Annotated in this window: 13 protein-coding genes; 6 read left to right on the top strand and 7 right to left on the bottom strand. The window is 64.5% G+C overall.

The window, feature by feature from the left end:
- Nucleotides 1-19: 19 nt before the first annotated feature.
- On the bottom strand, nucleotides 20-562 hold the full coding sequence (locus ACP92_RS04905) for a YaeQ family protein (protein ID WP_013233015.1): 543 nt from the start codon (nucleotides 560-562) through the stop codon (nucleotides 20-22).
- A gap of 139 nt (nucleotides 563-701) precedes the next feature.
- On the opposite strand from ACP92_RS04905, the gene ACP92_RS04900 reads away from it, so the two are divergent.
- Nucleotides 702-1,298: a DUF1415 domain-containing protein gene (locus ACP92_RS04900; RefSeq protein WP_013233014.1), complete on the top strand. Its 597-nt coding sequence runs from the start codon at nucleotides 702-704 to the stop codon at nucleotides 1,296-1,298.
- A 336-nt stretch (nucleotides 1,299-1,634) separates the two neighbouring features.
- Nucleotides 1,635-1,982 (top strand): hypothetical protein, encoded by a 348-nt coding sequence (locus ACP92_RS04895; RefSeq protein ID WP_041310237.1) that lies wholly within the window; start codon nucleotides 1,635-1,637, stop codon nucleotides 1,980-1,982.
- Nucleotides 1,983-2,080: 98 nt separating this feature from the next.
- Here the strand turns inward: ACP92_RS04895 and cysM are convergent, their stop codons facing one another.
- On the bottom strand, nucleotides 2,081-2,983 hold the full coding sequence (cysM, locus tag ACP92_RS04890) for a cysteine synthase CysM (protein ID WP_013233013.1): 903 nt from the start codon (nucleotides 2,981-2,983) through the stop codon (nucleotides 2,081-2,083).
- A 226-nt stretch (nucleotides 2,984-3,209) separates the two neighbouring features.
- Here cysM and ACP92_RS04885 point away from each other — a divergent pair, with 226 nt between their 5' ends.
- Nucleotides 3,210-5,180 carry an acyltransferase family protein gene (locus tag ACP92_RS04885; protein ID WP_013233012.1) on the top strand — a complete coding sequence of 657 codons (1,971 nt, stop codon included), beginning with the start codon at nucleotides 3,210-3,212 and terminating at the stop codon, nucleotides 5,178-5,180.
- A gap of 116 nt (nucleotides 5,181-5,296) precedes the next feature.
- A complete protein-coding gene (locus ACP92_RS04880; RefSeq protein WP_013233011.1) occupies nucleotides 5,297-6,949 on the top strand; it encodes an isovaleryl-CoA dehydrogenase in 1,653 nt (550 codons plus the stop codon).
- A gap of 22 nt (nucleotides 6,950-6,971) precedes the next feature.
- Here the strand turns inward: ACP92_RS04880 and ACP92_RS04875 are convergent, their stop codons facing one another.
- Both ACP92_RS04875 and ACP92_RS04870 read right to left on the bottom strand, forming a co-directional pair.
- A complete protein-coding gene (locus ACP92_RS04875; protein ID WP_013233010.1) occupies nucleotides 6,972-8,813 on the bottom strand; it encodes a hypothetical protein in 1,842 nt (613 codons plus the stop codon).
- A 181-nt stretch (nucleotides 8,814-8,994) separates the two neighbouring features.
- Nucleotides 8,995-9,819, bottom strand: coding sequence for an AraC family transcriptional regulator (locus ACP92_RS04870; protein ID WP_013233009.1), 825 nt, complete (start codon nucleotides 9,817-9,819; stop codon nucleotides 8,995-8,997).
- Between the two features lie 88 nt (nucleotides 9,820-9,907).
- On the opposite strand from ACP92_RS04870, the gene ACP92_RS04865 reads away from it, so the two are divergent.
- Complete coding sequence (locus ACP92_RS04865; RefSeq protein ID WP_013233008.1) at nucleotides 9,908-11,149, top strand: MFS transporter; 1,242 nt, start codon at nucleotides 9,908-9,910, stop codon at nucleotides 11,147-11,149.
- An 81-nt stretch (nucleotides 11,150-11,230) separates the two neighbouring features.
- On the opposite strand, the gene ACP92_RS04860 is transcribed toward ACP92_RS04865, so the two are convergent.
- Nucleotides 11,231-12,988 (bottom strand): methyl-accepting chemotaxis protein, encoded by a 1,758-nt coding sequence (locus ACP92_RS04860; protein ID WP_276325957.1) that lies wholly within the window; start codon nucleotides 12,986-12,988, stop codon nucleotides 11,231-11,233.
- Nucleotides 12,989-13,713: 725 nt separating this feature from the next.
- Between ACP92_RS04860 and ACP92_RS04855 the strand changes: the two genes are divergently transcribed.
- On the top strand, nucleotides 13,714-14,934 hold the full coding sequence (locus ACP92_RS04855; RefSeq protein ID WP_013233005.1) for a cyclic di-GMP phosphodiesterase: 1,221 nt from the start codon (nucleotides 13,714-13,716) through the stop codon (nucleotides 14,932-14,934).
- A gap of 60 nt (nucleotides 14,935-14,994) precedes the next feature.
- On the opposite strand, the gene glpK is transcribed toward ACP92_RS04855, so the two are convergent.
- Together glpK and ACP92_RS04845 are read right to left on the bottom strand one after the other, a co-directional pair.
- Nucleotides 14,995-16,482 carry a glycerol kinase GlpK gene (glpK, locus tag ACP92_RS04850; protein ID WP_013233004.1) on the bottom strand — a complete coding sequence of 496 codons (1,488 nt, stop codon included), beginning with the start codon at nucleotides 16,480-16,482 and terminating at the stop codon, nucleotides 14,995-14,997.
- Between the two features lie 270 nt (nucleotides 16,483-16,752).
- Nucleotides 16,753-18,501, bottom strand: a complete 1,749-nt coding sequence (locus ACP92_RS04845) for an ABC transporter substrate-binding protein (RefSeq protein ID WP_013233003.1) — start codon at nucleotides 18,499-18,501, stop codon at nucleotides 16,753-16,755.
- Nucleotides 18,502-18,568: the final 67 nt, after the last annotated feature.

The following is an 18,568-nucleotide window of genomic DNA, read 5'->3' as shown; positions in this document are numbered from 1 at the left end:
CGGCTGCCCATGCCACCGATCAGGCAAAGTCCTTGATGGTCTGCGGCTCGATCAAGACCATGTTCTCATTGGCCCCCAGCCAGACCTGGCCATCTTGGATCGTGCATTGCAGCTGCATGGTGCGCTGGGCCAGCGCGGCCAGGGCCTGGCTGGCCTCGGCGGCGATGTTGACGACCTTCAGGTTCTTGGCGCGCTCGACGCGGCTGCCGGTCTGGTTCCACCAGATATTGGACACGCTGCTGTAGCTGTAGACGATCACCCGCTCGGCCCGTCCGCAGGCCTTGAGGATGGCGCGATCGTCAGGCTGGCCCACTTCGATCCACAACTCCACCGCGCCGGTCAGGTCCTTCTGCCACAGGTCGGGCTCGTCGGTATCGGAAAGACCCTTGCCGAAGGCCAGCGCCTCGCTGGCGTTGAGGGCGAAGGCCAGCACGCGGATCATCATGCGCTCGTCGGTCTCGGAGGGGTGGCGGGCGATGGTCAGTGCGTGCTGCTGGTAGTAATGCCGATCCATGTCGGAGATCTGCAGGTCGGCCTTGAAGATGGTGGATTTGAGCGCCATGGGAATCTGTGCTTGCGGTACGTGCCGTCACCGCGTGGTTTGCAAAAGGAAGAGCGGCCGGGCGTGCAGCGCCGCGGTCAAAGGTTGGCAAGCATAGCCGATTCAGGCCCGCTGTGCGCATCGGCGAGCGCATGCGACAATGCCGGCCATGAACACCGCATCTCCCGCCCCTGCTGCCCCCAGCGACGACCAGGTCGTCGCCCTCACCCGCGCCTGGCTGGAACAGGCTGTGATCGGCCTCAATCTTTGCCCGTTTGCCAAATCCGTCCATGTGAAAAATCAGGTCCGCTACCGCGTCAGCAAAGGTCAGGACTGGGATGGCGTAGCTGCCGATCTGGAAGAAGAACTGGCGCTGCTGGCAAAAGCCGATCCCGAACACATCGATACCACCTTGCTGATCCTGCCGCTCGCATTCGCCGACTTCCACGAATACAACGATTTCCTGGACTGGGCAGATCGCATCCTGGAAAGGATGAGGCTGGACGGCGAACTGCAGATCGCCAGCTTCCATCCTGAATATCAATTTGCCGACGCCGGCCCCGACGATATCGAGAACTACAGCAATCGCTCGCCTTTTCCCATCCTCCACCTGTTGCGAGAAAGCAGCATCGACAGGGCCGTGGCGGCCTATCCTGACGCGTCGACCATCTTCGAGCGAAATATGGCGACTTTGCGCGAACTGGGCCTAACTGGCTGGAATATGCTTCCATTTGTCGTGACAAACAAGCAACGCTAGCAAAACTCGAAATTTTCCTGTTAATATCTGTTACAAATTCGAAAGTGAGTTGCTGCAACTATTGCAGAATAAGTTTTTCTGACTGCATGAAAAATGTGCAATTATTTCTATATAGACATAGAATTATTGTTGTGCTGCTTCAAGCGCACTTGGTCAGAGAACAGAAAGCTTGCTGACATTGTTTTGAAGTCGTTCTTTGATAGGGCTTTCGATATCTTGCAGAAAGAGGCATTGCCTTGGCGAGGATAGCGTCAGTCGCGTTTTGCAGTTTTACAAACAATTAATGCTTAGGCGCAAAGCCTTCCACAAACATCTGCATAATGGAACGTCCCGATCATGACTACCAACGATACTGCTGAAACCAATTCCATTTCCGATCAAGTCAACTACGATCCCAACCACCTGCTGGATGCGCTGATCGAGAAGTTGCACCTGAAGAATGACGCGGCCCTGTCGCGCGCGCTGGAAGTCGCGCCACCGGTCATCAGCAAGATCCGTCACCGCCGCCTGCCGGTGGGCGCCTCGCTGCTGATCCGCATGCACGAGGTCAGCGAGCTGTCCATCCGCGAACTGCGTGAACTGATGGGCGACCGCCGCGAGAAATTCCGCATCAGCGACAAGCAGTTCAAACCCAAGCCAGGCGCCGCGCCGGCTGCTGCGCCAACCACCGGCAGCGCCGAGTAAGCCGCACCCGGCCAAGCCTCGGTAGGACAATAGAAAACGGAGCCAGCGGCTCCGTTTTTTATTGCTGAGCTCGGCAGCAGCCTCTGCCGCCGAGGGCGTCAGGCGGGGAAGACCCCGGTAGACAGATAGCGATCGCCCCGATCACAGACGATGAAGACGATGGTGGCGTTTTCCAGCTGGTGCGACAGCCGCACCGCCACCTCACAGGCGCCGGCGGCCGAGATGCCGCAGAACACGCCCTCGGTCACGGCCAGCTTGCGGGCCATGTTTTCGGCATCGGCCTGGCTGACCGATTCGATCTGGTCCACCCGCGAACGGTCGAAGATCTTGGGCAGGTAGGCTTCCGGCCACTTGCGGATACCGGGGATGGACGAGCCCTCTTCCGGCTGCGCGCCCACGATCTGCACCTGCGCATTCTGTTCCTTGAGGTATTGGGCTACCCCCATGATGGTGCCGGTGGTGCCCATGGCGCTGACGAAATGGGTGATGCTGCCCTTGGTATCGCGCCAGATCTCCGGACCGGTGGTTTCGTAGTGGGCCAGCGGATTGTCCGGGTTGGCGAACTGGTCCAGGATCAGGCCTTCGCCGTTCTTCTGCATCTGTTCGGCCAGGTCGCGGGCGTATTCCATGCCGCCGCTCTTGGGCGTGAGCACGATCTTGGCCCCGTAGGCCGCCATGCTCTGGCGGCGCTCTTCAGAGAGGTTCTCGGGCATGAGCAAGATCATCTTGTAGCCACGCATGGCCGCCACCATCGCCAGGGCGATCCCGGTATTGCCGCTGGTGGCTTCGATGAGGGTGTCGCCTGGCTTGATCTGCCCGCGCGCTTCAGCGCGGGTGATCATGGAAAAGGCGGCGCGGTCCTTGACCGACCCGGCCGGATTGTTGCCTTCCAGCTTGCCCAGGATGAGGTTGTTGCGGCGCTTGGCTTCTTCGCCGCCGATGCGCGGCAGCAGGATCAGCGGGGTATTGCCGATGGTGGATTCGATGGTCGGATAGGACATCTGCTTGGCTTCCTTGCGCAACCGTACTGGCGCACGGCGCAATCTCTGGTCGAAACGATCATTCTAATATGACTGGAACGCATGTGCAGACGCTGCGACCTAACAAGATGCTTATAAGGATATAGCCAAATCATTTAAAGGCTTAGAAAAATAACGACGTCGAAGTCACATTTTCTCGTCGCTCAATAAATAGGCAATATAATGCCTAGCTTTTCCTTAAGCATTCATGCTTGCCAGCAATCACAAGACGCCCGCAGGCGCTGCTTCTCCTGCCACCGCCCATCCAGGTTACCGTCCCGACATCGACGGCCTGCGCGCCATCGCCGTGCTCTCGGTGGTGGTGTTCCACGCCTTCCCGGAATGGCTGCCGGGCGGATTCGTGGGGGTGGACATCTTCTTCGTCATCTCCGGCTTCCTCATCAGCGGCATCCTCTTCGACGCCCTCCAGCGCGACCGCTTCAGCATCGTCGATTTCTACATCCGCCGGATCCGGCGCATCTTCCCGGCGCTGCTGCTGGTGATGCTGGCCTGCCTGCTGGCGGGCTGGTTCATCCTGCTGCCGGAGGAATACCGGCAGTTGGGCAAGCATCTCCTGGGCGGGGCTGGTTTCGTTTCCAACATCGTGCTGTGGAACGAAGCCGGCTATTTCGATACTTCGGCCGAGACCAAGCCGCTGCTGCACCTGTGGTCGCTGGGAGTGGAAGAACAGTTCTACCTGTTCTGGCCGCTGATGCTGTGGGCGGCCTGGAGACGCCGCACTGGCATGCTGGCGGTGCTGCTGGGCGTCATGGCGCTGTCCTTCGGCTGGAACATCGTCTGGCTGCACCGGGACGCGGTGGCCGCGTTCTACCTGCCCATGTCGCGCTTCTGGGAACTGGGCGCAGGCGCGCTGCTGGCCTGGCGACATCGCCAGGGAGCTGTCCCGACAAGTGTCCAGGCCCACCGTCTCTCGGTGGCGGGGCTGCTGCTCATCGTCGTGGCCATCGCCACCATCACCAAGGACGACGCCTTCCCCGGCTGGTGGGCGCTGCTGCCGGTGACCGGCGCGGTCCTGCTGCTGGCCGCCGGACCGCAGGCGCGGATCAACCGCAGCCTGCTCTCGCATCGGACCATGGTGTGGGTCGGCCTGATCAGCTATCCGCTCTACCTCTGGCACTGGCCGCTGCTGGCCTTCGCGCGCCTGGTCGTAGGCGCGACGCCGTCGGTCCAGTTGCGGCTGGCGGCGGTGGCGCTGGCGCTGCTGCTGGCCTGGCTGACCTATCGCCTGGTGGAGCTCCCGGTGCGCCTGCGCAGCGCCGGCCATCGCTCTGCTGTGACATTGGCGCTGCTGATGGCGCTGATGGCGGCGCTGGGCGGCTACGTGGTCAAGCGTAATGGCATGGACTTCCGGCAACTGGGCGCGGTGGCGATGCTGTTCAATGACCAGGTCAAGGAAACAGCGGTGCTGAACCACTTCGAACTGCCGCATCCCTCCTGCGCCGCACTGATGGGCCAGGAACATTCACGCGACTGGTGCGCTGCGCCGGTCAGCGCCGAACCACCCCAGGTGCTGCTGATCGGCGACAGCTACTCGGGCGCCTACGCCCCCATGCTGGCTCGCCTGTATCAAGCCAGCCCCCAGCCGCAACTGGTCTTCCAGCAATTCGCCCGTGGCGGCTGTGCTTCGCTGCTCGATGGCGGCGGTGGCTATTGCGGTGAGATCAGCGAGCGGGTGGCGGCCTACGCGCGCCAGACCCCATCGATCAAGACCGTCGTGCTGGCTGCCAACTGGCCTGGCCATATCGCCGCCAATCCGAAGGGCGTCCTCAAGGCGCTGGAGCACACCATCCTCTACTACCGCCAGTTGGGCAAGCGCGTAGTGGTGCTGCTGTCTCCCCCCAACGGCGCCAATCCGAAATCCTGCGTGCTGCGCGGCATCCGCCTGTCCGATGCCGACTTCTGCAACCTGCCGCGCGCCAAGGCCGAGCAGATGGACGATCATTACCGCGACCTGATGCTGCCCCTGCTGCAGCGGCTGGACGTGCCCGTGTTCGATCCCTACCCCACACTGTGTGACGAGCACGGCTGCAAGGTGATCGACGGTCCACGCATCCTCTACTTCGATCCCGGCCATCTCAGCGCCTACGGCGCGCAATACCTGGCCGATCACGCAGGCGACGCACTGCGCCGCCTGCTGCTGGGAACGCCGGCGCACTGAGGCGCCGGCCTGGAGGGCTGCGGAAGGGGCGGCAAATGGTCTACACTGGACTGCAACGCCCTCACCCATCACAACAATCAGGGGCGTCCTTGTCCGTGCAAGACCATGGAGACGCCATGCACACCCACGAGATCACCAACCAGGTCCCTGATCTGTCCGGCTACAACCTCTACCGCAGCGATGCGGCGCTGGCCGAGGCGGTCCAGCGCGAGGGCGCGCACTGGCATGACTGCACCCTGGCCAGCCAGGGCGAGCTGCTGGGCGGCGCCGAGATGCGCGAGATGGCCGAGCTGGCCAATCGTCACACCCCTGTCCTGCATACCCATGACCGCTGCGGGCGCCGTATCGACGTGGTCGAGTTCCATCCCGCCTGGCATACGCTGCTGGACCAGTTGCGCCGCGCCGGCCTGCACGCCCTGCCGTGGATGCAGCCGGGCGATGGCGCCCACGCAGCGCGCGCGGCCGGCTACTTCCTGCATGCGCAGATCGAGGCTGGGTCGCTCTGCCCGACCACCATGACCTTCGCCGCCATTGCAGTGCTGCAACAGGAACCGGCGCTGTTCGAACAGTTGCGCACGCGCCTGTTCTCGCGCGAGCATGACGCCCGCGACCTGCCCATCCCGCAAAAGCGTTCCATCCTCATCGGCATGGGCATGACCGAGAAACAGGGCGGCTCGGACGTGCGCAGCAACGCCTCCATCGCCATGCCGGTCGATCCTCTCAATGACGGGCGTGGCGCGGCCTATCTGCTGTCCGGCCACAAGTGGTTCTTCTCCGCCCCGATGTGCGACGCGCACCTGATGCTGGCGCGCACCGAGAACGGCCTGTCCTGCTTCTTCGTGCCACGCTGGCTGCCGGATGGCACGCGCAATCCCATCCTGATCCAGCGCCTGAAGGACAAGCTGGGCAACCGCTCCAACAGCAGCAGTGAGGTCGAGTTCGAGGAAGCCATGGGCATCATGGTGGGCGACGAGGGACGCGGCATTCCCACCATCATCGAGATGGCCAACCACACCCGGCTGGACTGCATCATCGGCAGCGCCGCCCTGATGCGCCAGGCGCTGGTGCAGGCCATCCACCACGCGCGCCACCGCAGCGCCTTTGGCCGCCGCCTGGCCGAACAGCCCCTCATGCGCGCCGTGCTGGCCGACCTGGCGCTGGAAAGCGAAGCGGCCACCATGCTCATGCTGCGCGTAGCGCACGCCTTCGATGCCCCTGACGATCCCCTGCAGCGCGCCTGGAAGCGCATCATCACGCCCGCCGCCAAGTTCTGGATCTGCAAGCGGACGCTGGAATTCACCGGCGAATGCATGGAAGTCTGGGGCGGCAATGGCTATGTCGAGACCGCGCCGATGGCGCGCCTGTATCGCGAAGCACCGGTCAATTCGATCTGGGAGGGGTCGGGCAATGTGATGTGCCTGGATGTGCTGCGCGCCATGGCCCGCGAAACCCAGGGCCTGGCGCTGCTGTTGCTGGAGCTCGACGATGCGGCGGCAGGACATCCGGCCCTGCGCCAACAGGTCGATGCGCTCAAGCAGATGCTGGCCGCTCCGGAAGAAGAGCGCGAAGCCGGCGCCCGTCGCCTGGTGCAGCAACTGGTGCTGGCGCTGCAGGGCATGCTCATGCTGCGCCATGCCCCGGCAGGTTCGGCCCAAGCCTTCCTGGAAAGCCGCAGCCAGGCCGATGGCGGGCGCGTCTATGGCACGCTGGGAAGCGCCTCCCTGGCGGCCCAGGAAGCCATCCTGCAACGCGCCTGGCCCGAGGCCTGAAGGGCAGGCAGACGGCCCTCGCTCAGCCAGGCAAGGAGGGCATGAGCGGACTGCGCTCGGCCCATGCCAGGAACAGTTTGCCCCGGCGCGTCCGGGGACGGCGGCGCTGCTTGAGGGATGAATAGACCAGCTCGGCCAGGGTGCGCTGCTCCACCGGACTCATGGTCAGGGACAGGCGATACATCCGCAGCAGCATCAGGGCATTGTTGAGGAAGGCGGTCTCGGCAGCGTCGCTGCGCGCCAGCGCGGCCATCTGCGCGGCCCGCGTGAGTTCCTGCGCGGCGTCGGCAAGGACGCCTGTGGAGGCTGCGCGGTTGGCCGCCGCCTCCTGCAAGGCGATGCGCTCGAGCACCAGCCGGTAGGCCGGCTCCAGCTCGGCGGCCGGACCGGCGGACTGGCCCAGGCTCACCCCGGCCAGGCCGGCCAGCAATCGCTCCAGCACCCCAAGGGAGACACTGTGCCCGCTGGCGAGTCCGTCGCGCCAGCCGCCGCCAGCCGGATCCAGCAGCCAGGCCAGGAAGGCGTGGTCCAGCTGGGTCTGGCGCGCCGCCTGGCTCGACAGCAGCCGCTGGGCGATCAATCTGTCTTCGCTACTCATTCGGGTGGTATGCGCAAGCGCGCGGGCTGCATCGGCTGCATCCGCCGACGCGCCGGCCCCTGCGCGCTCCTGGCGATAGCGCGCCAGATCCTGCGCCAGGGCGTCCACTTCTTCCGGCGCAATCCCCTGCTGCTGGGCATACGCATAGGCCGCGGCCAGATAGCGCCGGTCGCCATAGGACAGAAAATCCCGCGCAGCCAGCGCTGCCATGTTGCCCACGCCACTGCCATTGCCTGGGACGCTGGTGCGGCGCGCCGGCGCCGGTTCATCCTCCCGCCGCTGCACGCCGAAGACCCGTTGCAGCAAGAGCAGATAGCTGCTGTCCTGGACACTGTGCGCCAGATTATTGACCTGCACCAGGTCCGCCAGGCGCGGTGCGGCGGCGAGGATCTCGGCCAGCGATGGCCCCAGGCGCGGTAGCAGCAGACCCTGGATGGCTCCGCCGGCCAGGGCCAGCGGCCCGCCGGGCAAGACCAGCGTTTCCAGCATGCGCGCCAGATCGGCCTGCTGCGGCGCTGGCAGCACCGCTTGCGGTTGCAGGCGGTAGAGGTCCAGGTACTGCTGCAGCAGTTGCGGGTAATTGTCGGGATAGGCGGTGCGCTCCAAGGCCGAGAGGCTGACGTAGAACACCAGGGCCGCAGTGATCACCGGCTGCCAGTTGCCGCTCTCCAGAGCGCGCTGGAAGACCGGCGCCCAGAAACGCTGGTCCAGCTCGGTGCGCTGGTTGGCGGCGGCGTAGCGTTCGTTGATGGTGTAGGCGCCGCTGTCGTCATAGACGATCGCGGACAGCTCGGCGCGCCCCAGCCCGGCAAAGGGATTGGCGGCGCGGCCATAGAGCGATTCGGTCGCCTGGCGCGCACGCGCCAGCCGCTGCGGCTCTTGCGAGGGCGGCAGTTCGGCATCGGCCAGCTGGATCGCTTCGGCGCTGCCGCGTGCGGCCACCAGTTGGGCCTCCAGCGCAAAGAGCAGCTTGCGGGTGACCGGCAGCGTCGGGTCAGCGCTGCGGGCGGCGAGCGCTGCGGACGCGGCAGGCTGCGCGCCGGCGGAAGCAGCGGTGACGCTGTCAACGGCCGTGGCCAGCGCCGCCAGCAACTTGCCTTGCGCCGACAGCGACAGCGTCACGCCCTCTTCCGGCGCAGGGATGGCCGTGGCGGCCGGCGCGGCCGGGCCCTGCTGGGCCGCGCTGTCGTCGCGGGGATGGGGCTGCGCTGTGAGTTGCGTAATGGCCTCGCGCGCCATGATGGCCAGGTCGGTTTCCATCGCCATGTTCGTTCTCCTGTCACGGAGTGTTCATGCCTTGGTTACGGCCGCCGGGCGCACATCTTTACACTTTCCAGACGGCATCAACCCAGGCGGGACGAGGCGTCTCGGGCGATGGAGGGACAGAAGCCGCAGTCGATACCTAGAACCCATTTCATCAATAGGCATGAGATGCGTGCTAGTTGCATCAGGACGCCGGCAGACTCAGCCGACGTCTTTCCTGACGCTGCAGATAGTGGTTGGGGGTGGTGCGCAAGGCCTTGCGGAACATGTTGGAGAACGCGCTCTGGCTGCGATAGCCCAGCGCCTGCGCCACCACGCCCACCGGATCGCCGCGCGAGAGCCGCACCAGCGCTTCGCTCAGGTGGACCTGCTGCACCCAGTGGCGGAACTGCAAACCCGTTTCCTTGGGAAAGAGCCTGATCACCGTGCGCACGCTGGCCCCGCCCATCCCTGCCCAATCGGCCAGGGAAAACTGCCGCCCAGGATCGGCCAGGATGGCTTCGCAGATGGCCTGCAGGCGGCGGTCGCCCGGCCACGGAATGGCCACCGGAATAGCCGGGGCGCGCGCCAGTTCCGACAGGATCAGTTCGGCCACGTGGCCGGCACGGCTCTGAGGCGCATAGTCGCGCGGCTCGGCCAGCAGGGCCAGGATCAGTTCGCGCAGCAGCACCGACACTTCCAGCAGGCGGCATTGCTCGCCAAGTTCCCGCCCCTGGGCCTGGTTGATGTAGAGCGTGCGCATGCTGACCTTGCTGAGCATGAGGATCTCGTGCTCCACCTGCGGCGGCACCCACAGCGCCCGGTGCGGCGGCACCAGCCACACCCCTTGCGGGGTGCGCACCTGCATCACGCCTTCCACCGCATAGAGCAGCTGGCCTCGCCGATGCGAATGCGCCGTCAGCAGATCACGCGCCGACAGCTCGCGCGCAAACGCTACCACGCTGCTGGGCAAGTGCTGGAAAGTATCCACTTCGGCACTGGGACAGACGGAGGTCAGGTGGGCACGCATGGCATTTAATCGACAATAATTGTCATCAGGATGAATAGGTGCCAATGATACGCTTCGAATCTTCCTCGTGCTTGCCCTCCTCGACACCATGACCAGTGCCACCAACTCCACTGCAGCGGCGCCCTCCAGCGCGACCACCCCTGCCAACTCACCTGCGGGCCTCGCCGCCCAGCCGCTGGTGATGAGCATCATCCTGGCCTGCGGCGGCGCGCACCTGATCAATGACATGATCCAGGCCCTGCTGCCCTCCATCTATCCCATGCTCAAGACCAGCTATGGCCTCAGCTTTACCCAGGTCGGGCTGATCACGCTGACCTTCCAGGTCACCGCATCCCTGCTGCAGCCCTGGATCGGCATGTACACCGACCGCCATCCGCAACCCTGGCTGCTGCCCAGCGGCGCCGTGGCTACCCTGGTGGGCATCGTGCTGCTGTCCATGGCGGGCAGTTTCCCGGCCTTCCTGCTGGCGGCGGCCCTGGTGGGCATCGGCTCCTCGACCTTCCACCCGGAAGCCTCGCGCATCGCCCGCATGGCCTCGGGCGGACGCTTTGGCCTGGCGCAATCGACCTTCCAGGTCGGCGGCAACGCCGGTTCGGCTTTCGGCCCGCTGCTGGCGGCGGCCATCGTGGTGCCGTTCGGCCAGGCCAACGTGGCCTGGTTCGTGCTGCTGGCGCTGCTGTCCATCCTGGTGCTCACGCGGGTTTCGGGCTGGTACCGCAGCCACCTCGCCGCCACCAAGGGACGCACCAAGCCACGCGCAACGCACAGCCTGCCGGCCGCCACCGTGCGGCGCGCCCTGGTGGTGCTGGCCCTGCTGGTGTTTTCCAAGTACTTCTACATGGCCAGCTTCACCAGCTACTTCACCTTCTACCTGATCGACCGCTTCCACCTCTCGGTGGCCTCGTCCCAGCTCTACCTGTTCCTGTTCCTGGGCGCAGTGGCGGTCGGCACCTTCGTGGGCGGTCCGATCGGCGACCGTATCGGACGCAAGCTGGTGATCTGGATTTCCATCCTGGGCGCCGCGCCCTTCGCGCTGATGCTGCCGCACGCCAACCTGTTCTGGACGGCTGTGCTGTCGGTGGTGATCGGGCTGGTGATCTCGTCGGCCTTCTCGGCCATCGTGGTGTATGCCCAGGAACTGGTGCCGGGCAAGGTCGGCATGATCGCCGGCGTGTTCTTCGGCCTCATGTTCGGCTTTGGCGGCATCGGCGCGGCCTTGCTGGGCCATCTGGCCGACCTGTATGGCATCGCCTGGGTCTATGGCCTGTGCGCCTTCCTGCCGCTGGCGGGGATCCTGACGGTGTTCCTGCCGGATGTGCGGGAAGGTTGATGCCCGAAGCAATACGCTGAACGAAAAAACGCGCTGGAATTGAACCTCCAGCGCGTTTTTTATTGCCTGCAAGGGCCAGCCTCAGCCAGCGCGGCTGTCCCGCAGACGGAACAGCGCCACGATCCCCGCCAGGCGCTCGGCCTGTTCCTGCAAGGATTGCGCACCGGCAGCCGCCTGCTCCACCAGCGCGGCGTTCTGCTGGGTGGTCTGGTCCATGTGCGCCACCGCGTCATTGGCCTGGTTGATGCCCTGGCTCTGCTCGCGGCTGGCGGCGGTGATCTCGGCCACCACGTCGCTGACCTTCTGGACGCTGTCGACCACGCTGCGAATGGTCGCGCCGGCCTGGGCCACGGTGTCTTCGCCGGCCTGCACCTGCCCCACCGAATCGGTGATGAGCACCTTGATCTCCTTGGCCGCCGTGGCCGAGCGCTGGGCCAGCGAACGCACTTCCGAGGCCACCACCGCGAAGCCGCGCCCCTGCTCACCGGCGCGGGCAGCCTCCACGGCGGCGTTCAAGGCCAGGATGTTGGTCTGGAAGGCGATGCCATCGATCACGCTGATGATGTCCACGATCTTCTGCGACGAGGCATTGATGCCGTTCATGGTCTGCACCACCTGCTCCACCATCGTCCCGCCCTGGGTGGCGATCTGTGAGGCCGACTGCGAAAGCTGGTTGGCCTGCATGGCATTGTCGGCGTTGTGGCGCACGCTGGAGGTCAGTTGCTCCATGGCCGCCGCCGTCTGTTCCAGCGAACTGGCCTGGGATTCGGTGCGCTGCGAGAGGTCCATGTTGCCGCTGGCGATATCGCGCGACGCCGCATGGATGGTATGGCTGGCATCGCGGATATCGATCATCACATGCTCGATCTTGTCCACGAAGCGGTTGAAGGCGGCGCCGATGCGTCCCAGCTCATCGCTGCGGCCATGGGTGTCGAGGCGGCGCGTGAGGTCGCCATCGCCATCGGCGATCTCCTCCAGCGCCCCTTGCACCACCGTCAGGCGGCCCAGCAGCCGCGAAATCAGGGCGCCCAGCACCAGCGCGGCCAACACCGTCACCAGTACCGCCATCACGCCCGAACTGACCAGCATGGCCGACAGGGACGCCAGCGCATCGGCACGGTCCAGCGCCACCACCAGCAGCCAGTCGGTGCCGCCCACGCGGGCCACGAAGAGCATCTGCCGGCGGCCATCCAGGGCCACGTCCTGATGGACACCGGTGCGCATGGCCTCGTCGAGGGTCTGCGGGGTGATGGCGGCATCGAGGTCGGCAAGGGGTTTCAAGCGCAGCTTGTCGTTGGGATGGGCGATGATCTTGCCGCTGAGGTCGGCCAGGAAGGCGTAGCTGTTGGGTGTCGGCTTGATGGCCACCACATCGGCCACGACGGTATCGAGCAGCACATCGGCGGCCGCCACGGCGGCGACCTGCCCGTCCTTGGACACCGACTGGGCAAAGGTCACCAGCAGCTTGCCGGTGCTGGCGCTGGTATAGGGCGCGGTCAGCACCGGCTCGCTGGTCTTGGCGGCCTGCTGGTACCAGGGCCGCTTGGTCGGATCATAGTCCGGCGCGCGGCTGCGCTGCTGCGAAAACACGGCGTGCTTGTCAGCATAGCCCAGGTAGGCCAGGTCGAAGCCGCCAGCGGTCTGGGCCGCTTTCACGAAGGGCAGCGGATCGGCCGCATCGGCAGCCTCCTTGATGGAGGTCACCACCAGCTTTTTCGAGTCGGACCATTCGGCGATGGCAGCCGCCTGGCTTTGCGCCAGCTGGGTCATCTGGGTGTCGAGCGTGCTCATGGTGCGTGAACGCGCCGTCAGGAAGTTGGTCAGGACGATAGCCAGCATGGCCAGCACGACAATGCCAGCGCAAAGGGCAATGAGCCGGGTTCGCAAGGAAGTGGATTTCATGATGTTGTGGAAGAGCTGGAGAAGTGCAAAGGTGTGGATCGGAGCAATCAGGCGCACGCAACCGCATCCCGGACAAGCCGGAACGGTGCAAGCTAATGGGATGTTGTGACCGCGGCGTTACAGCATCACAGCGGTCCGGGGAATGGCGCGCCCCAGGTCCATCGTCCGGCATTGACCGGCGCCTGCCCCCAGGCGACCTCGGGCTTGTCCATCTCCGGATGCCCCCCCCTTTTTTGTATTGCCATCCGGATGGCTTCAAGCGTACCAGCGCCAAGCCCTGCCCATGGGAACAATCTGATCTGGCGAGGCCCGCCTGATGCGGCAACGCCACGTTGCCCGGCAGCAAAAAAACCTTCGCCCATTTAAGTCTGGCTTAATTTTCGCGGCCTACAGTAGCCACATCGGGACTCCTCTTTCCCCTTGTCCGCTGCGACGACATCCAGCGGATCTTTGCAGCCCGTCCTTCCCAGGACGGGCTTTTTTTGCGGCGATCGACGCAGCGATGCCATTCTGTCAAGTGTTGCGCAGCTGCTTTTCCGGCTGAGATCAAGCGTTCACTTATGCACGTCCATATGAGATGATTGACAACTGGCAATCCTGATCCGCACCCATCTCGGCCGCGATCAACCATTCCCCGGCGCGCGCCGGAGAGATGCAAAGAAATGTTAAAGAAAATTAAAGTGGAGGATCTGGTCCTCGGCATGTACTTCTGTGGCTTCGAAGCGGCCTGGCTGGACCATCCATTCTGGAAGAACAAGTTCCTCCTCAAGAACGACAGCGAACTCAGGCAGGCCCACGCCAGCGGAATCGCCTATTGCTGGATCGATACCGAACGCGGCCTGGATGTAGCGCAGGAAGAAGAAGCGGCCGACAGCGCCGCGCCGCTGCAGGAAACGGAGCCATCCCCGGAACCCGAACACGCCGCCGCGCCGCCCATCGACGCCGTCCTGCTGGACGCCATGGCCCTGCGCGAGACCGCCAAGAAGGCGACCAAGGCCATGTTCAGCGAAGCCCGCATGGGCAAGGTGCTGGACATGGAGCGCTGCGTCTCGGTGGTGGAAGAAATCGCCGGATCGGTGATCAAGAGCCCCAATGGGGCGCTCAGCGTCTTGCGCCTGAAGCTGGCCGATGAATACACCTACCTGCACTCGGTAGCGGTGTGCGCCCTGATGGTGGCGCTGGGCCGCACCCTGGGGCTGGACGAGACGGCCTGCCGCGAAGCCGGCCTGGGCGGCTTCCTGCACGATGTGGGCAAGGCCTTCATCCCGCATGAACTGCTCAACAAGCCCGGCAAGCTGAGCGACGAGGAATTCAGCCAGATCAAGAAACACCCCGAGCTGGGCTACAAGTACCTGAGCCAGGACCCCAACGTCCCCGACTACGCCCGCGACGTCTGCCTGCACCATCACGAAAAGATCGACGGCAACGGCTATCCGGAAGGACTGCGGGCCGGCGCCATCACCCTCTATTCACGGATGGCGGCGATCTGCGACGTCTATGACGCTCTCACCTCGGACCGCCCCTACAAGCGCGCCTGGGACCCCGCCGAAGCCATCTCGGCCATGGCCAGCTGGACCGGCCACTTCGACCGCGCCATGTTCCTGGCCTTCGTCAAGACCCTGGGCATCTATCCGGTGGGCTCCATCGTCAAGCTGGAATCGGGCCGCTCGGGTTTCGTGATCCGCCAGAACGCCCAGGACCTCACGCGTCCGGTGCTCAAGGTATTCCACTACGACGACAGCATGACCGTGACCGACACCGAGATCCTCGACCTGCTGGCCAACCCCGAGGCCGACACCATCGTCGCCCGCGGTGGCGAGGAATGGGCGCGCCTGAGCCATCTGGACGCCATGCAACTGCTGAGCACGGGCGTGCCGACCTGATCTGGCCGCCGTATCTCCCGCCGGGCCGTCCTCATCTGGCGACCCGGCGCACTCTTCCCCTCAAGCCTGACCGGCGCTGACCTGGCGGATCGCCGCCTCCCAGGCGTGGATGCGCGCCTGCGCCTGGTCGCGCCCGATGCTGGGTTCGAAGGTATGTTCCATGCGCCATTGCGAGGACAGCTCGGACAGATCGCGATAGACGCCCGTGGCGATACCAGCCAGGTAGGCTGCACCCAGGGCCGTGGTCTCGGTGACCTGCGGACGGATCACCGGGATGCCCAGCAGGTCGGCCTGGAACTGCAGCAACAGGTTGTTGGCCGCCGCCCCGCCATCCACGCGCAGCTCGGTGATCGGTGAGACGGCATCGCGCACCATGGCATTGAGCAGCGCCGTGCTCTGGAAGGCGATCGACTCCAGCGCCGCGCGGGCGATGTGCGCCACCGTGCTGCCCCGGCTCAGGCCGACGATGGCGCCCTTGGCCGAAGGATTCCAGTAAGGCGCGCCCAGTCCGGTGAAGGACGGCACGAACACCACCCCACCCGAATCTTCCACCGAGCAGGCCAGGCCTTCGACGTCGGTGGAGGTCTTGATGGCCTTCAAGCCATCGCGCAGCCACTGCACCACTGCACCGCCGATGAAGACGCTGCCTTCCAGCGCATATTGTTTCTGCTCATCGACCTGGCAGGCCGCCGTGCTGATGAGGCCATTGTGCGAGGTGGCGCACTGGTCGCCGGTATGCAGCAGCATGAAGCAGCCGGTGCCATAGGTATTCTTGGCCATGCCAGGACGCACGCAGGCCTGGCCGAACAGGGCCGACTGCTGGTCGCCGGCGATGCCGCCGATCTTCACGGCCGCGCCCAGGTGCTGCGCATCGATCTCGCCATAGAGATGCGCCGAGGGCTGCACCTGCGGCAGCATCGCGGCGGGAATGCCCAGCCATTGCAGCAATTCCTCATCCCAGGCGCCGGTATGGATATTCCACAGCATGGTGCGCGACGCATTGGACACATCGCTCACGTGCAGACGGCCGCCCGTCAGGTTCCACACCAGCCAGGAATCGACGGTGCCGAACAGCAGCTCGCCGCGCTCGGCGCGGGCGCGCAGGCCATCGACGTGGTCCAGGATCCAGCGCAGCTTGGTGCCGGAAAAATAGGGATCAAGCACCAGCCCGGTCTTCTTCTGGATGGCCTCGCCCAGGCCGCGCTCACGCAATGCCGCGCAGACCACTTCGGCGCGGCGATCCTGCCAGACCACGGCGTTGTAGACCGGCTTGCCGGTGGCGCGCTCCCACACCACGGTGGTCTCGCGCTGGTTGGTGATGCCCAGGGCAGTCAGTTCGCTGGCCTTGATGCCGCTTTGCGCCAGCACCTTCTGCGCGGTCTGCAGCTGGCTGTGCCACAGGTCCATGGGATCGTGTTCCACCCAGCCGGGCTGGGGAAAGATCTGCGGAAATTCCTGCTGGGCGGTCGCCACGATGGCGCCGCTCTGGTCGAAGATGATGCTGCGCGAGCTGGAGGTTCCCTGGTCGAGGGCGAGCAGATAAGCCATGGTTGTTCCTTGCTGACGTACTGATGAAAAACTGGATCACAAAAAATGAATAAACCAACTGATACCGACGGATACTTAAAATCACCAACCAAAAATCAATAACACTCAATAACCTGCAATAACACTCAATAACACTCAATAACGATAACCCGATCCATCCGACCCACCCGGTCCACCCAACATCACATCAAAACGAAGACGCCATCCCGACACCGGCCGGGATGGCGTCATCTCACGCGTGATGCAGAGGCTCGTGCGGATCAACGTGCATCAGCGTACGCGGCCATCCTTCCAGGCTTGCAGCAGCTTGTCGTAGGGGATGGTCTCGCCCTTGGGCTTTTCATTGGCCAGCTTGGCCCACGGTGCGCCCTTGTCGGACAGCCAGGTGGCCGGGTCCTTCTTCGGGTTCAGCTTGGGCGCGCACTGCTTCATGCCAGCGCGCTGCAGGCGGGCCATGATACCGTCCATCTCGTCGGCCAGGTTGTCCATCGCGCCTTGCGGGGTCTTCTCGCCGGAGATGGCCGAGGAGATGTTCTTCCACCAGATCTGCGCCATCTTCGGATAGTCAGGCACGTTGGTGCCCGTCGGGGTCCACGCCACCCGCGCCGGGCTGCGGTAGAACTCGATCAAGCCACCGTACTTGGCCGCGTTCTTGGTGAAGTAGTCGGAACGGATGTCGGAGTCACGGATGAAGGTCACGCCGACGATGGACTTCTTCAGCGAGACGGTCTTGGAGGTCGTGAACTGCGCATACAGCCAGGCCGCCGCCATCTGGTCCGGCGGCGTGCTCTTCAGGAAGGTCCACGAACCGACGTCCTGGTAGCCGTTCTGCATGCCATCCTTCCAGTACGGGCCGTGCGGGCCAGGAGCCATGCGCCACTTGGGCGAGCCGTCGGCGTTGACCACCGGCAGGCCTTGCTTGGTCATGCTGGCGGTGAAGGCGCTGTACCAGAAGATCTGTTGCGCGATATGACCTTGCGCAGGCACCGGGCCGGCCTCGGAGAAGGTCATGCCCAGCGCTTCAGGCGGCGCGTACTTCTTCATCCAGTCCAGGTACTTGGTCAGCGCATAGACCGCCGCCGGCGAGTTGGTGGCGCCGCCACGGGCGACCGACGCACCCACCGGGGTGCACTTGTCATCGGCGACGCGGATACCCCACTCGTCCACCGGCAAGCCATTGGGCAAGCCCTTGTCGGCCGCGCCGGCCATCGACAGCCAGGCGTCGGTGAAGCGCCAGCCCAGCGACGGGTCCTTCTTGCCGTAGTCCATGTGGCCGTAGATCTTCTTGCCATCGAGTTCCTTCACGTCATTGGTGAAGAAGGCCGCGATGTCTTCATAGGCCGACCAGTTCTGCGGCACGCCCAGTTCATAGCCATACTTGGCCTTGAACTTCTCCTGCAAATCCTTGCGCGCGAACCAGTCGGCGCGGAACCAGTACAGGTTGGCGAACTGCTGGTCGGGCAGCTGGTAGAGCTTGCCATCGGGCGCGGTGGTGAAGCTGGTGCCGATGAAGTCCTTCAGGTCCAGGCCGGGGTTGGTGTATTCCTTGCCGGGGCCGGCCATGTAGTCGGTCAGCACCACGGTCTGGCCGTTGCGGTAGTGGGTGCCGATCAGGTCGGAGTCGTTGACCCAGCCGTCATAGATGGACTTGCCCGATTGCAGCGAGGTCTGCATCTTCTCGACCACGTCGCCTTCCTGGATCACATCGTGGATGACCTTGATGCCGGTGATTTCCTCAAAGGCCTTGGCCAGGGTCTTGGATTCATAGGCGTGGGTGTCCAGGGTCTCCGAGACCACGTGGATTTCCTTGACGCCCTTGGCCTTGAGCTTGGCGGCCGCGTCGATGAACCATTGCATCTCGCTGACCTGCTGTGGACGCGACAGCGTGCTGGGCTGGAATTCGGAATCCACCCACTTTTCGGCCGCCTTGATATCGGCCCAGGCATTGCCGGCCACGCCTGCCATCACCATGGCGGCGGCCAGCACGGTCAGTTTGATTTTCCGCATGTTCTGCATCATGTCTCCTCGTCACCTTCCCCTGAATTGGCGTGCCGGGTAGGGAAGGAGAATCCCCGGACGTCCGTTC

Source organism: Herbaspirillum seropedicae (assembly GCF_001040945.1).
In the GTDB taxonomy this organism is placed as follows: Bacteria; Pseudomonadota; Gammaproteobacteria; order Burkholderiales; family Burkholderiaceae_D; genus Herbaspirillum; species Herbaspirillum seropedicae.
This window is presented reverse-complemented; position numbering and strand designations above follow the sequence as displayed.

What these genes read in the sequence shown, in the direction of transcription:
- ACP92_RS04905 (WP_013233015.1), bottom strand. Translation starts at nt 562, where the DNA reads ATGGCGCTCAAATCCACCATCTTCAAGGCCGACCTGCAGATCTCCGAC.
- ACP92_RS04900 (WP_013233014.1), top strand. Translation starts at nt 702, where the DNA reads ATGCCGGCCATGAACACCGCATCTCCCGCCCCTGCTGCCCCCAGCGAC.
- ACP92_RS04895 (WP_041310237.1), top strand. Translation starts at nt 1,635, where the DNA reads ATGACTACCAACGATACTGCTGAAACCAATTCCATTTCCGATCAAGTC.
- cysM (WP_013233013.1), bottom strand. Translation starts at nt 2,983, where the DNA reads ATGTCCTATCCGACCATCGAATCCACCATCGGCAATACCCCGCTGATC.
- ACP92_RS04885 (WP_013233012.1), top strand. Translation starts at nt 3,210, where the DNA reads ATGCTTGCCAGCAATCACAAGACGCCCGCAGGCGCTGCTTCTCCTGCC.
- ACP92_RS04880 (WP_013233011.1), top strand. Translation starts at nt 5,297, where the DNA reads ATGCACACCCACGAGATCACCAACCAGGTCCCTGATCTGTCCGGCTAC.
- ACP92_RS04875 (WP_013233010.1), bottom strand. Translation starts at nt 8,813, where the DNA reads ATGGCGATGGAAACCGACCTGGCCATCATGGCGCGCGAGGCCATTACG.
- ACP92_RS04870 (WP_013233009.1), bottom strand. Translation starts at nt 9,819, where the DNA reads ATGCGTGCCCACCTGACCTCCGTCTGTCCCAGTGCCGAAGTGGATACT.
- ACP92_RS04865 (WP_013233008.1), top strand. Translation starts at nt 9,908, where the DNA reads ATGACCAGTGCCACCAACTCCACTGCAGCGGCGCCCTCCAGCGCGACC.
- ACP92_RS04860 (WP_276325957.1), bottom strand. Translation starts at nt 12,988, where the DNA reads ATGCTGGCTATCGTCCTGACCAACTTCCTGACGGCGCGTTCACGCACC.
- ACP92_RS04855 (WP_013233005.1), top strand. Translation starts at nt 13,714, where the DNA reads ATGTTAAAGAAAATTAAAGTGGAGGATCTGGTCCTCGGCATGTACTTC.
- glpK (WP_013233004.1), bottom strand. Translation starts at nt 16,482, where the DNA reads ATGGCTTATCTGCTCGCCCTCGACCAGGGAACCTCCAGCTCGCGCAGC.
- ACP92_RS04845 (WP_013233003.1), bottom strand. Translation starts at nt 18,501, where the DNA reads ATGATGCAGAACATGCGGAAAATCAAACTGACCGTGCTGGCCGCCGCC.